At 51.5% G+C, this 14299-nt stretch carries 11 protein-coding genes, 1 tRNA gene and 1 pseudogene; 5 read left to right on the plus strand and 8 right to left on the minus strand.

Annotated elements, in window-relative coordinates; all coding sequences use genetic code 11:
* The first annotated feature begins 9 nt into the window (after nt 1–9).
* Complete coding sequence (locus SH573x_RS01605) at nt 10–1422, plus strand: RsmB/NOP family class I SAM-dependent RNA methyltransferase (protein WP_479352544.1); 1413 nt, start codon at nt 10–12, stop codon at nt 1420–1422.
* Between the two features lie 85 nt (nt 1423–1507).
* Nucleotides 1508–1581, plus strand: a tRNA-Val gene (locus tag SH573x_RS01610).
* A 262-nt stretch (nt 1582–1843) separates the two neighbouring features.
* Here the strand turns inward: SH573x_RS01610 and SH573x_RS01615 are convergent.
* Nucleotides 1844–2305, minus strand: a pseudogene (locus SH573x_RS01615) (tyrosine-type recombinase/integrase); the annotation flags it as partial.
* Between SH573x_RS01615 and SH573x_RS01620 the strand changes: the two are divergent.
* The gene (locus tag SH573x_RS01620; protein WP_479352545.1) at nt 2219–2440 is read left to right on the plus strand and encodes a hypothetical protein; all 222 of its coding nucleotides are present in this window, start codon (nt 2219–2221) and stop codon (nt 2438–2440) included. The pseudogene SH573x_RS01615 and the gene SH573x_RS01620 sit on opposite strands and share 87 nt — an antisense overlap.
* Before the next feature lie 820 nt (nt 2441–3260).
* Here SH573x_RS01620 and SH573x_RS01625 read toward each other — a convergent pair.
* Nucleotides 3261–3506 (minus strand): helix-turn-helix transcriptional regulator, encoded by a 246-nt coding sequence (locus tag SH573x_RS01625; RefSeq protein ID WP_479352546.1) that lies wholly within the window; start codon nt 3504–3506, stop codon nt 3261–3263.
* A gap of 274 nt (nt 3507–3780) precedes the next feature.
* Between SH573x_RS01625 and SH573x_RS01630 the strand changes: the two genes are divergently transcribed.
* Both SH573x_RS01630 and SH573x_RS01635 read left to right on the plus strand, forming a co-directional pair.
* Nucleotides 3781–3978: a hypothetical protein gene (locus SH573x_RS01630; RefSeq protein WP_479352547.1), complete on the plus strand. Its 198-nt coding sequence runs from the start codon at nt 3781–3783 to the stop codon at nt 3976–3978.
* Nucleotides 3979–4022: 44 nt separating this feature from the next.
* Nucleotides 4023–4664, plus strand: a complete 642-nt coding sequence (locus SH573x_RS01635) for a hypothetical protein (RefSeq protein WP_479352548.1) — start codon at nt 4023–4025, stop codon at nt 4662–4664.
* Nucleotides 4665–5126: 462 nt separating this feature from the next.
* Here the strand turns inward: SH573x_RS01635 and SH573x_RS01640 are convergent, their stop codons facing one another.
* The 6 genes from SH573x_RS01640 to SH573x_RS01665 form a co-directional block, all read right to left on the minus strand.
* The gene (locus SH573x_RS01640) at nt 5127–5951 is read right to left on the minus strand and encodes a DUF8606 domain-containing protein (RefSeq protein WP_479352549.1); all 825 of its coding nucleotides are present in this window, start codon (nt 5949–5951) and stop codon (nt 5127–5129) included.
* Nucleotides 5952–6043: 92 nt separating this feature from the next.
* Complete coding sequence (locus tag SH573x_RS01645) at nt 6044–7159, minus strand: 5-methylcytosine restriction system specificity protein McrC (RefSeq protein ID WP_479352550.1); 1116 nt, start codon at nt 7157–7159, stop codon at nt 6044–6046.
* 1 nt (nt 7160) lies between these two features.
* Nucleotides 7161–9263, minus strand: a complete 2103-nt coding sequence (locus SH573x_RS01650; RefSeq protein ID WP_479352551.1) for an AAA family ATPase — start codon at nt 9261–9263, stop codon at nt 7161–7163.
* Nucleotides 9264–9316: 53 nt separating this feature from the next.
* Complete coding sequence (locus tag SH573x_RS01655) at nt 9317–10411, minus strand: protein-tyrosine phosphatase family protein (protein WP_479352552.1); 1095 nt, start codon at nt 10409–10411, stop codon at nt 9317–9319.
* Between the two features lie 20 nt (nt 10412–10431).
* Nucleotides 10432–13149 carry an AlbA family DNA-binding domain-containing protein gene (locus tag SH573x_RS01660; protein WP_479352553.1) on the minus strand — a complete coding sequence of 906 codons (2718 nt, stop codon included), beginning with the start codon at nt 13147–13149 and terminating at the stop codon, nt 10432–10434.
* Between the two features lie 122 nt (nt 13150–13271).
* The gene (locus tag SH573x_RS01665) at nt 13272–14273 is read right to left on the minus strand and encodes a restriction endonuclease (protein ID WP_479352554.1); all 1002 of its coding nucleotides are present in this window, start codon (nt 14271–14273) and stop codon (nt 13272–13274) included.
* Between the last annotated feature and the right edge of the window lie 26 nt (nt 14274–14299).

Raw genomic sequence — 14299 nt, forward strand, 5'->3', positions numbered from 1 at the left:
AAATCGTAAATGTTCCATTCATCTCTAGGTCCGCTCGCAGCTCACTTCTCGGCAGAAGAGCTATCCGAGCTCACCGAATCGCTCAGTCGATTTGGCTGGCGTTGCATTCGTCCGCGTCCTGGTATTACGGATGCGCAACTTCCTTTTGCAGTTACGTCTGTGCCATGGTCACCGCTGGGGCGATTTTTAACTGACAGCCACATTCGACCTGGTGGGCTTTTGAATTTTGCGGTGGGTGATTATGCGGTTCAAGACGCAGCATCGCTGTTGCCATTGACGTTGATGCAGATCCAGCCTGGTCAGACGATTATTGATTGTTGCGCTGCGCCGGGCGGCAAATCAGCTGCGATACTCGAGCAGTTAGATGGCTCAGGTTTGCTAGTCAGCAACGAAGTGATCGCATCGCGCATTGAGACTTTGCAGCTAACCCTAGGTCGCACTGGTCAGAGCAATTACATGCTCACGCATCAACCCGTCGAGCGATTGAGCGCTGGTTTGGGTGCTCAGTTTGATTGCGTGTTAGTGGATGCACCGTGTACTGGTCAATCGCTGGTGAGTCGTGACAAGCAATCGATGTCGGCTTTCAGCGAACATCAAATTGCGCACAGCGCGGCGCGTCAGCGTACGATCCTCGAGTCGGCCGTTGAGCTTGTGCGGCCAGGTGGACGTTTGGTTTATTCGACTTGCACGTTTGCATTCGAAGAGAACGAAGCCATCATCAAGTGGCTGCGCGACAAGCTCCCTGGTTGGCAACCTGTTGTGCTGCCGGAACTAGAGCCATGGCAGACGCCGGGCAATGCAGGTTGCTATCGCGTGTGGCCGCATCGCGACCATTGTGCCGGTGGCTTCGCCGCTGCACTGCTACGCCCCGAGGATGATATAGCGACATCAAGTTCTGCTGCAGGGTCCACTTCAACCGGTCGACATCAACCCTGGCAAGCCATCGACTTTCGCTCGGAGTTAGCGGCGTGGGGAACGTTTGTTGATGATTTGCAGATGTGGCAACACAAGCAAGCGGTCAGTTGGTTTAGTCCTTTGATACCCGACGCCTGGCGACAGCTGGCATGGAATGGAATTGCATTAGCGACTCAGTTCGGCAATCACTGGCAACCCGCCTGGCCGCTTGCGACCCTCGCGCCCCCATCGAGCGTGCCATCGCTCAGCTTCCAGCCTCATCACCGCGAGGAGTTATCGGATCAAGCAGCTTTAAACTTCTTCAGCGGCACATCCTTGCACTTAGCCACGGATTTGAAAGAGCCCGCACCAACGCCAAGTTCCTCGGCCGTCCGACCCTGGCGAGTAGTCATGTGGCGGGGTCGTTCGATAGCCTGGTCAAAGTTAGCGGCAGGTCAGTTAAAGAATCACCTACCTAAACCCTTACGCCAGCCCAACTTGAAGCAAGTCTCAACCACACCCACTTGACGAACGGTCCCCCACCAGCGAAACTCAAATCCCGCGCTGCCCCGAGCCCCACTGCTCTCGCGCAGCTCACAAAAATCGAACACCCGGGCGGTTAGCTCAGTTGGTTAGAGCGCAACGTTGACATCGTTGAGGTCACAGATTCGAGTTCTGTACCGCCCACTACAAAATTCCCTTGTTTTTCAAGGGTTTTCTCACGATTCCGGCCTTCTGCCGGATCTTCTCCAAATTGCCCAGAAGGGTCAGTAAATGACCCTAAATGACCCTGATTGACTGGATCAGGTGCAACCGTTGGTGCAACGGTACTCTGCCCTAGCGTCAGCGTCGGCAACGCCTCGACCGCCGCCGCCGTATCGAGCAGCCGAGAATCTGTATAGGTGTTCATGGTCAAGGCAATGTTGCTATGACGCATGGCCGCCTGAGCCGTCCGCGGGGCCACGCCAGCCCGTGACAGGTGTGTCCCAAACGAATGCCGCAAGGCGTGCAGGTGAATCACCGAGCCGTCCTTGCCCTTCTTGGCGATCCCAGCCTCGGCCAGATCGCGATTCATGATCCGGAGTAGTCCCGTCGGTACATTGAATACCGGCTCGTCGAGTTCTTTACCGGAGCACCACTGCTTCAGGTCGACCGCCAGATCGCTACGCAGGGGAACGGACGAGCCCTTGCGGTTCTTCTCGTTGGACCGCTGTAGGTGAATGAACGGTACATCACCGAACGAGAGATCGTTAACTCGGAGGGTGCGTAGCTCATTGGACCGCAGGCCTGTCAAGATCGCCGTCTTGTAGATCAGCGATCTCTCATGGCCCAACCGTTCCAAAGCCGCCTTGCGCTCCTCGCCGAGCTTGGCCACCAGCTGCCCTTTGTTCGCACCTCGGCGAACGGTCATCGCGTCCTTGAAAGGGCGTCGCCGGGCGGCATCGAGCAGCAGTTGCAACTCTTCCTCAGTCAGCGCCCGTGCGGTTCGCCGACGATCCGCCTTCTCGTCCAGCTTTTGCAAACCTTCAAACGGATTAGCCAATAGGCGTCGCTGGCCCTTATCATGTGCCTTCTTGCCACGAGTCCGCTTACCGATACACCAATTGCCGAAGGCCATCCAAGCTTCGACGTAGCCGTTGTATACCGAGGCTGACATATTTCGCGGGCCATCGACCTGGCCTGTTAGCCAGGTAACCAGGGTGTCGCTGGACAGCTCACACAGGAATTTGAATCCACAAGCACTAGCAGATTCCTTGAGTCTTGTATCGTACGCCTTGATGCGAATGCGATGCGTCGACTTCTCGCGCTGATAAGCGAGGAATGCCTCGACATGTTCCAAGAGGGGAATGTCCTGAAAGTCTGCCACAGAAGCTTGTTCATTCGTCAGAACTTTCGCTTTCACGAGTTCGTCTCGGGTGGTCAGATCGTGAAGTACTGCTTGCGCAGCTTGGCGATCCCTGCAACCTGTTGCAATTTCGTGCACCACACCATGGCGATCACGGTATTTGGCAGTCCATGTCGATGCGCGAGTCTGGATCCGGTAGTCGCCGTTGGTTCCCACGGACACAGGTGCCGACTTTGACCGCCCCTTGCCGTCAGTCCAAGTCGCCACCAGAACGTCTTCCGCTAGTCCGTTCTTCAGCTTCTGAGTTCGAGTCTTTACGACCGCGGATTTAGGTAGCGGACGAGTGCTAATTTTGCGGTAGACAGTACCCAATGTTCGGCTCCAAATTTTTGCAATTCACAAATCTTCAAACGTTCCAGAAAGTCACTACCGATCACCGTCCTTAAGGCTGAAACCGATAGTTGTTTAGGCGCGCAAATGGTCGCGCCGTATAGACTTAGATCCTAAATGATCAGTTGGACTACTTTGGTCGACGTCTTGCAGTCGGGCAACCATCATTCATCCACTCAAGAATGACCGATCGATGCCAGCGACGCAGCCTACCGAGTTTGATTGGCGGAGGCATGCGTCCGGAGTCGGCCATCCGAACGACATGTCTTGACGAGCAACTGACTAGGGCCGCTACCGCATCAACATCCAACATCGGGCTGGCAGAGTTGGATTGTTCATTGGACGCGGTCTGATCCGAGAAATTCGGCTTTGGCATTCTGGTACTCCAATGTCTTGAGCTGACTGTTGTGGACATCGCAAGTCTCTCAAATTCACCTCCTGTCTTGCAACCTTACGCAGACGAAGGCCGTCTCTTCGAGCACGATCGCAAGTCGAAACCGTATGCATCTGCGGGATTTGGCGAACCGTTACACTCGCGCTGTACCGCCCGGCTTGGGCATGTATAGCAGCGATTAGCGCCTAGTTTCGGTTGGAAGAGGGCCCTATCTACTTCGGCTTCAACCATTTGTCCTAGCTTGGAGTTCACCGTAGTGGATCCTAAACAGAAGCGATTCTATTTTGGCCCGCTAACGAAGGATTCGACCATTGCAGATATGGCCGCAGTGGCTCTGGCTTTGTTCGAGGCACTGCATTGCCGTCCCGCGACAGAGCAAGAGTTGATTGAATTTGAGCAACGCATAGCCGACTTGGAAGCAAGAGCCGATAGGCACACTGACTCAGCGGAGTAAGTTCTGAAGACCGTCTAGAAAAGATGCATACGGTGAGGCCACAGATGTACTTCAACTACGCTACCGAGAAGCAGCGTCGCATAGCGCAATTTGCGCAGGCCCTTAAGCCCATGCATCGCCGCACTGTCAGGCAAGTGAAAGGATGTTGCTACCTGATCATTGAAGAGCGAGATTCCGTTACCGAATTCTTCGACCGCCTGAGGGCCAGAGAGGAAGCACCCGCCCGACAGCATCGCCAAATCCCAACGTTGACTTCGGCAAACGGCTGCCCAGAGTTCGACTTGCCGGTCAAAGACCCAACATATGATATCGCAGCGAGCAATGGCTCGAACGGAGATGGCTGGCGATCCGATGAGCAATCGAACCGGTTCGTCCAATTTGTTTTCCTCGAACATCACTTTGAAATTGACCTGCCTCGCCCCATGCTCTTTGCGGACGAAGCTGTGCAGGTTCTCCGAAACCGTTCAGGCTTCTTCTTTTTGCGTGACAAGCCAGGTGTCCAAGACTCTAGCACAGACTACTTCGATCCAATTCGCAAAGCATACGTCCATGGAGATGTAAACACTGCGGCGGAAGACATTGCCTGGATCTTCTTCGAGCTCTGGCGCTTCTCCGTTGAGGCCACGCTGTATCTAACGACCTTCGGTGGGAAGTTTGAGTGGGAAAGCGGTAAGCCACTCACTTGAGCCACTCCGCTTTTAGTTTTTGGGCTCAGGCGTTTCCAAGAGCAGAGATCGCACCAGAGCAAGCCGCTCCTTCCCCCAAAGATCTCGCCGCCTCTTGTCGTAGATGCAGACTGACTTGAAAAAATTCAGAGTGTCGCGCAAGTCAAGCTGGCCTGACAGCACAGCCTCTACACCTTGGTCTATTAGGTCGCTCGCTTCAGCCTCATCTAGCCAGTCCTCCCTCAACGCCCGCACGCAGAGCCGAAACTCCTTGCGTCGCGAATCAAAAGGATACGAATCGTCCCACAACTTGGCCACGAAACTGTACTCCATTCAGAAATAGCTGTAGCCGTACCACCCCCAACCCCCAATCAGCGCCTGAAGACTAGGAAAGAACGCATCACGCTTCAAGCCTCGGGAGTACTTTTGATGACATGTGCTCATAGGAGACTTGCTTCGCATTGTCGTCAAAGGGCTTGAAACTTAACTAAGCTTAGACCTGATAGGAACACCAAAATGCTGTTCCAGGTACTCAACGGTGTCAAGTTGGCCATCAAGTGAGGCTCGAACCATTGGCGTAGTGAAATGACCAGCGGCGGGAATCGCTTTTCCGCGGGGTACGGTTTTGATCCATTTGACCAGACAAACATACTCACACCTTTCTGGGTCGCGAAGGTCGTGTGCAGCGTCCTCACTGGTCACTAGATCAAGAAGGCGATCAGATCCAATCCTGGCGTCTTTGATCTTCTGTGCCGAACTTTTGATGCGACCAATGCCGACGTAACCATGTCTTTTCAAGTATGCTACGAAGACATCTCCAACACAGAATGCCTTTATGGCGTCTCGATATCGAGGGCCCCAACCGGCTGCGATATACCCCAACCTGACGTAGTCTTCCCAGTTGCGAGCCGAATTCTCGCCGACGTTGTAGTAATACAGGCTGTTCTGAAAATCAAAGCCAGGAAGATCTTGGTGAAAAGTATCTTGGGGTCGGAACTTATCGGCGAAATGGCCAGTCGCAACGTTAACCGTCCATTTGCCTAGTTTCCACAATAATGTCTTTTCAACTAACAACGCCTCTTGCGCCGTTAAGCCGCGCGCGATCACGCGAACGATTGGCTCCAGCCCATGTCTGCGGATCTCTGCGATACGACGAGTCTTGTCGTTGTCGGCTTTGTCTTTGAGATGTGCAAGCTTCCGGGGACCTCGGCCCTTGCCGTAATAAAACTCTTCATAATTTCGTGGGTCGATGTAAACGTAGACATAGTAGTCGTTGTTAGGTATCGAATCCCTATTGGCTTTGCTCATCGAACCTCTCCACGGTATCTGCGGGGACTAGAGTGGTACTGTGGCGTATGCTTTCGCCTGAATCAGTTGCTCATTGATCGAGTTCATTTGCCCTATGCATAACCCCATCGCGTCAAAGAAGCTCGCCGAAATACGTCAATCAGATGTTCTTCGATCTCTGGCCATGGCTCTCGCAGATCCACTGTTTCAAATGCAATGCGATGGCCTTGTATTTTGACGCTCTCCGAAACAGCCTCATCCACCGTCGGGTAGAGTAGGATGCCTGTCGCAGTTCTATGTATGGGAGACTTTTCAGATTGCGACATAAGGTAAGCATACATCTGGTACAAGTTCGACGAACGAAATCTCTGCCTGTCGGACTTCGTGGATTTTACGAGGCATTCGACGTAGAACTTTGTGTCCAGAACAATCAGTTGCTTGGGATGGGAACCTTCAATCACTAAATCGGGACGCATTACGGGCAGGAACGGTGATGGAGTTTCACTTGGCCAAAGAAAGCGGGCTTGCGAATAGACAATGCAATTAGTCAGATGGTGCTGATAGAAGTTGGCTACAAACTGTTCATAGACCAACCAGAGCGTCATACTATCACGATCGACCATCGACAAAATCTTGAGCCCGTCGTCCTCCATGGGCATTTGTCGCTTTAATATCAGATTGCAAATGGACAGCATGAGTCCGTAGTCGCGATCTTGACGTTTGCCGTTTTCGCGGGCGATGACATCGATAGACAGAGCGATGTCCTGGACGGCGTCCATACTGCGCACTGTGCTGCGAAGCGTGGCACGTAGCTCATGACCGTATTTGCTGTCGCTGAACTCGCCTTTGTGAATCAGCCAATTCAGCGTACCCTTTACGATTTGGTTCTTCAGCACGTTGGAGCTGTAGGTTTGATAGCGACAAACCGCGCGGCCATGCTGGAAGGACATGCGCTTGATGCAATCGGTGAACTCGACTCGACCGCGAATGCCAGCCAGTTCCGACAGGGTTTGTAGGTAGTCGCGACCTAGACCGATTCGGAGGCGCTGCTGGATTAGCCGGTTAAGCACTCCAGCCAATAGCGCGTCAAGGGTTGGCGCATCCTCGACAGCCCCGCGCCAATAGGACCTAAGACTCTGTGTACCCCAGGCGTACATGAGCATATGCCAGATGTTGCGGATCGGGATGCCCGATTTGGTCTTGGCAACCTGTGCTGCTTTTGAGCTCATATCAGTGTGCCCTTAGCCATTCCTCTACTTTCGTGACTTGCTTGGGATTGTCAAACCAGTATTCCTTTAGCAACGGCACGATTTCCGATTCGACAATCTCGAAGAACCAGTCGGCTTTAAGCTCGGAGAAATCTTCGCCATTGGGACAGAAGAAACTATGTCCTACCTGGAAGTTTTCGCCTAGAAGTGGATCATCGCATATCTCTTGGTTCAGGCGAGTCATTCGCTCGACAATCAAGTTTGCCAGGGAAGCCTCCATTCGGCGGTCATGCAGCCACGTCCGGAACATCGGGCTGCCATATTGGGGCTTCAAAGTTTTGAAGCAAAATCTACGTCGAAGGGCATAGTCCACGATCGCCAACGAACGGTCGGCGATATTCATGAGGCCAACTATGTAGACGTTCTCAGGCACAAAGAACCTAGGCTCGTTTGGCCGCTGATATACGAGCGGTACTGCGTACTCAGTGCCTCGCTTGTCAACTTCAATCAACATCAGCAGTTCGCCAAAAATCTGGCTCAAATTGCCACGGTTGATTTCATCGATGATGAAGACGTGTGGCAAGTCGATCTGCTCCTGTGCACGTTTACAGAACAGGTAGAACACGGAGTCCTGCAGGCCGAAAGTTCCGGCTGTGTCGAGTGGCCGGTAACCGCGAATGAAGTCTTCATAAGAATAGGTCTGATGAAACTGCACCATCTCAACTCGACTTGGATCTATTTCGCCGAGTATCGCATATGCGAGCTTCTTAGCCACAAATGACTTACCAACCCCAGGTGCACCCTGAAGGATTAGATTCTTCTTGGAACAAATACGATTGATCATTCGCCTCGCTTCATCGAGCTCCATGAAGACGCCTGACGAAACGATGTCTTCTACCCCAAAAGGCTCGTTCGGTGTCGGACCTGGATCTGGGTTAGATGGCTGATCCTCTTTGAAAAAACGTTGGCAGAACCAATCGTAGTCCTGTGGCCTATCGTTCCAAACGAAGTCGATCAGCTTTTCCACCATCTCGCGGTATTCATAGTTGGCATCCCGACGAAGACGCCAGATACCTTGTTGGTAGGTAAAGAAGTACCATGTCTTGGATTTAAAGTTTGTGTCCCACTCTACGTCCACCGTCTTGCCATCATTGCGATTGGCAACAATGGTTCCGACTGCCTTAACGGTCATGCACGAAATAGTTCTACCTCGCGTCTCAAATGGTAAGTTCTTCTTCTGAGTGTAGGTCGCCTTGAGAGCGATTTTGTCACCCACCTTCATCGACTTCACTTCATCCATATACTTATCCGGATAGCCATTCTGCCAGACGCCCTCACTGAGAAAGCGCGCTGTTTGGTCAGGTGGATCAACTTGAAACCAAGACGATGAAACCAACCAGTAATTGTTATCTTTAGGCAAAGGATCGGGGTCGGGGCTTTTGGCCACTAGCCAAGCTTGATACGACAAATGGGTAAACGAATCCCATTGTTGGCTGATCGTCCGGAGGGTACTCAAGTAGAACTCGGCATTCAGCCCTTTTGAAGGCAGCTTCAATTTCAGAAACTTGCGGTTGACTTGATCAAGGTTTAGATACCGATCAGGACGGATCCAGAAGAGTCCCATCGTCAGGTTTGTTGCCACCCCCTGAACTTCCCATGCGGCATCAAGGGCATCCGCGAACTGTTCGTTTGTGGAAGCGTCGTCGTTCTGTGCCAAACGAAAGACTTCCCACAGCTTCTGAACATCGTTTACCCCACGATCCGCCTCGTAGTTGATGAACCACGACCTTTGATTGTTGAGTAAGGGTACGCCGAAGAAGTCCTCAGGTAGCGGGCTCGAAGCACCAAGGAGCGTCTTTACCCGATTCAGGATAGCCAGCCGCTCGGCATCCCTTATCCCACGATTAAATGTCCCCAAAAAAGTAAACGGATCAATCTCACGCAGCAAATGCGTTTTGCCATTCTTGTCGCGGTCCTCCAGTGGCGTGACCACGATTCCTTCGGATCGCAGGCTTTCTAGGAACTGGATCAGTTCGTCCTGGCGGCTTTCCCAAGGAACTAACAGCTTGCCAATTTCGGTGTACAGGGGAACCCAGGTAAATCGATTTGCAGGTGCGTCGGTCATACTCAATCAGTTCAGCTTGGTGTTGGAAGGGTACTGGAGCAGGGAGGTCGGGGTCATGGCTTTCGGTTGACCAGATCGATCAAATCCGTTTCTTGCATGGGCTCTGAAGTCACGGGCTGTGCCACAATGCCACCAAAGCGAGCTTCGGTCACGATGACAGGTCGGCCATGAATCAAGCAACAGATTGCCCTGCATTCGGTGGAATGGCCGTCGGATTGGTCGCGATATCGCCAACACAACCCACCAGACGACCCGGCGTTGTGGAACTCAAGTGCGCGACCATTCCCATCGACCGCAAAATTCAAGCATTGGCTGCAGATGTACCAGGGATAGCACAGAAATGCATCTTGTGCCTGACCGCAACTCGGACAGTAATGCTGAGGTGTACCAGTGGTGCGGCTGGATTTCGCGGAACTCGTGGCGACGGTTGTTGCGAACTCAATCGCTAGTTCTTTCACTGATGGATTCGAATGTTGGTAGCTGACCACTTTCACGTTGAGGTCATGCGCTTGATAAAGTTGACATGCGCGGCGCATGGCATCCAAGATCCACTGTTGGTCGTTGCCAAAGGCACCGCCACCTAATAACGTCAAATACACATCCTTGCTACCCGTGCGGTGCGCGTTCAGCACACCGGCCGCCAGTGTGGCTTCATAAGCCGCTTCGAGGACCAATCTTGCGAACCGCTCCCATTGTCGGCGCGGCAAACCACGGTAGCCATGCTTCAGCAGCCAACAACAGACAACGGTCCCCGTGCGGCCGATGCCACCGAAGCAATGAACATAGACGGGTTTATCGTCCTGTAGCGATTGATCGATCGCTGCAAGTATCTGATCCATGTACTCATTGGTTGTCACCTTATGATCCACAATTGGGAACCTCTGGCAGCTCACTGAATTACCGAATGGTTCTGCAAGTCGATGGAAGTCGGATTCGTATAGAATGAAAGATCGACCTTCGTTATTAACTTCGTTCTGCTCCATCAGGTTGACGATCGTACGAATGCCAATACGGAGCAAGCCATTCAGTCGCGCTTCATGGTCTGCTGCCGACTGTTGCCCTGCATACGCTCCCGCCAAGAATTTACTATCGTTTACCCAGTACGTCCTTGGCAGCGGTGGGACTGTCTGTTTTTCCGATTCACTCATTCGTTATGATCCGACAACATCTATTTGACCAGCCGAGACACATATTCAACACTTTTGAAATCAGTAAGGTCTGCTGATCGTGGCGACTGCTGTTTAGACGGTTCGTCGCCTTGCAGAATTGCCTGGGCCAAACGACGCGGATCGGAAAAATTGTCGGGGTGGATTTCCAGCAAAAGCTCACGTGCCAATACGTACTTATTGAGCAGACATCGAATCGCCCTTGGCCCCCAACGATTTTCAGCGCCGATACGACTTGCCTGAAGCTCGGACATCAAGACTTCGCTTTCGAACTTAGTTAGCGTAAGAAAATCTTCGTCTTTCAGATCCTCGCTGCTTGAGACTGAAGTATCGGCAGTTTGTACTGACAAATGGGTTGCTCTATCGAAATCAGTTGTACCTTCAACATGCGGATACACGGCGTCACCCAAATCCTTGTTAACTTGATTTGGACTTGGAGTAGCTACCGACGCACTTCTACCTTCACGTGTATAATGATCGGCAACCTCCAAGACCTCCGCAACATTTAACTCCCCAAGCCGAAGGTGCACCAAGAACAGCTTGTCCACATTCTCTTGAATTACCGTAGAACGCCGGGAGAGATTTCTAACACCATCCTTCTCGTCCCACATGTATCGATACTTTTCCGCGATGGCATGATTAATTGCTTCCTCCTCAACCAAGACTGCAACTTGCAACCGATTCCTTATCTCTTCGTCATCTAAGAGAAGCATGATTGATTCAACGATCTCAAGCGACTGTGATGGAGCGCAGCGGTCGAGGTCGTCTACAATAAGTAAAATTCGCTTGGGGCCCTTCGCTAGATTGAATGCCATTAGTGGAAAGACAATAAGAAAAATTGCACTTACATATTCAATTAGCCGTACCAACCAAGTCGGAACCGAAACATCCCAACCTTTCCCAAACCAAACGATTGGAGACTCTACACTCGGATAAAGTAGGAACAGTGAGTAAATCGCCAAAGCGTAGTAGCAAGCAATTCCCAGCCAAGTTAAAAGCGATGCCGATTTGTTTTTCCCACTGTTAGCACCGCTTGTATCTGTAGAATCCGATCTATACGCGGGTAGCCATTTGTATTTCGGCATCCAACCGCAAAGCAGATACTTCAAGTCATCGCCGACAGTCGCCTGTAATCCTAGTTTGCTTGAGTGATCGGCTAGTTGGAAATATGTCGTCAAACCTAGGGCAATCCTCCGGGCTCGAAGGTAGAAAAAGATCAGATAGATCATCCCACCTAGGCCCAGAAATTGAACGGCAAACCGCAAGACCCAGTACTTTTCATTAAATGATATAAGAGCAAATACCTGGCACGCTAAAAGAAAGACCATTGGCCAAATTCCGCTCCTGGCCAGCGCAGCTCGGAAGGGAACAAACAAGCGTACAAAACTGTCACCGTTCTTCATCGCGCTTACCGTAGATTGGTACAAATGAATCCAAAGTTCCGGATTTGTACGGTACTTCCATGCGCTGAACCTCACCGCTTGATATTGATGTTCGCGGATCAAAGAATTGCCCACTTTCTTCATCAATGTGGATTTGCCACGCCCCCAATGGCCAAAAAGCCCAAAACAAACGTCGTCACTAGTAGATGAAAAGAACCGCGTTAGAACACTCGCGTAAGTTTTGATGTTAACGCATTCCTCCTGCTCAGTCGCATCACGACGGTAGTTGCTGCGGTCCCCGAAATAGCGACCGTTTCTCTTGCGAAACTCATCAAGAACCCTCGCTACGCTCTTGAGTTTGTCAGCTCTCGAATAATTCAACATGTCAATAAAGTTGGTTCGCCAGGAGGTCTGCAATGACCCTGTCCCGATCTGAATTCTTGCAAACTCTATCTGCAGATCAGGTGTCAACCGCTCGAATACTTCATTTATCGATTGTCGGAGGCTTACTGCCGCTTCACTATCGTCTATAAGCGAACGCTGCTGCGAATCTTCCGGAGATTCTTCAAATGGGTCGCTGGGATCAAGACCATCAGAGGATCGTTCGATTTCGGCGTGCGCTTTATCCGACAATTCAACCTCATCAACCGATCGTGAAAGCTGGTCAATCCTAGCCTCGATTTCTGTGCGATCAGCCGGGGTCACGTCAGCGAGGAGACCGAGATTCGTTCGAATCGTTTTTCGAAGCACGCCCATCTGTCCCATTAGCTCTAGATGTGCTTCGACGCGATCCAATTCGATATTGGTGGTCTCAGCTACATCAGACGCACGCACCGATCCGTCTTTCGTCGCCGATAAAAACTGGAGTATTTTGATCTCTTCCGTTTGCCGCTCCGAGGTAGGCCCGCCTGAACCAGGAACATCTTCGCGATGTAGGTCTTCGACAGTCGAAGCACCCAGTCGTCGATAGGCAGTACCGTCTGAGAAGCAGACAAACTTGCGACTTGACAAAACGCCGATAACGAAAATTGACGCTTTGTTTTCAAGCCTAACTGAATCGACGTCTACTCTAGTCCGAGGTATTAATACATTTCCTACCTCGCGCAGTTCGCGTTCCAATCCGCGCGCCGCTACGACGCCGTCGTACCGAAATCGCTCGTGCTCGTTCGGAGGATTCGCACGCTTTGCAACTCCGATGATTAGATGCCCACCATTCGTGTTTGCAAAGGCGCAAACCGTGCGCCGGATGCCCTCAAGGTCTGCAGCATTTGTCCAAGCTTCAACGTTCTCAGATTCACCTTTCTGCAACAGTTCTCGGACTGCATCCAAATCCAACATCTTGCCCCGCCAATTCTTATGATTTGTGACCCGCGATTCCAAACCCGCGCAATGCCGTTCTGTTCTAATCAATCTTTCGCACCAAGCCAAAGATTAAAAGTCTCCAGGTGCACTTAAGAGCATCACCAACTCTGCCTTTCGATTGCCATTCGTCGGAGCTCAGACAGCACGTCCGGGCATTTCGTGTAACTTGCTTGGATCGCGGCTTCAACCAGACCGACGAAATCCACAAGCTGCAGCGTCTTTCGAATCGTCTTATGGACATTTGGACGTTTCTCAATTTCCCTCGAAAAAGCTGAGGTTGAAAACAGAGCAACGCACGAGCCTGGTTTCTCTCCGGCTCCTACGCCCAAGATCGCATCAACTTTTGCAGGGAGTGTCTTTTTCTTGCCGGAATCGGCCTTGACCTCGATCAAGAACCTGCGGCCGTCCCAATCATCGCGCTCAAGAATTACGTCTCTTCCGTGGTCTCTTGTTGCAGGTGTCAGAATTACTCGGTCGAAATAGCCTGTACTGCAGTAGATGGCGGCCACGAGCATTTCCATCTCTCTTGGCTTGAGGGAACGAATGCGTTCGAAATTGAACGTTAGCGTTTCAGATATGTCGCGTAATGCATCAAAATCTACTTCAACCAAGTCGCCATCAGGATGCTTCGAATGAACCCGAAGAAGGTGATTGGGAAATCGAAACCCTTCAGTGATATCCATGGGGCCGTCGAACAATACTCTTTCCAGCTTGCGAAGGTCACATGAAACATCCCAAACCTTTGACCACCAGTAGTCAGCGTCCTCGGGATTGATTTCTAGCTGAATTACCAGCGGAGTTATGGATATATGAACGCGAACCCTAATACGCTTTGCTTTTAGATAAGCATTGTATTCATTCGAAAGCGATTCGATCGTAGACTCTTGAAGAATATGATTGCCTGTATGGCGATCAAATGTGAAGAAGGCGCGACCGCGAAATAGTCTTGCCCTGTAAATAAACGTTCTACCTTTGAAAACGTGCGCCAATGGAACCTTGCCGTTTTTTGTTGATTTCCGGGCTTCCTCGAAATCGACTACAATCGCAGCGTCATCGAATGGGCCGTTCACCGAATTATTATTTCCGTTTTGCTTCGCCATCTGTAAACCCCACTGTGTCGTAGACT

The organism is Rania fehmarnensis, assembly GCF_056494185.1.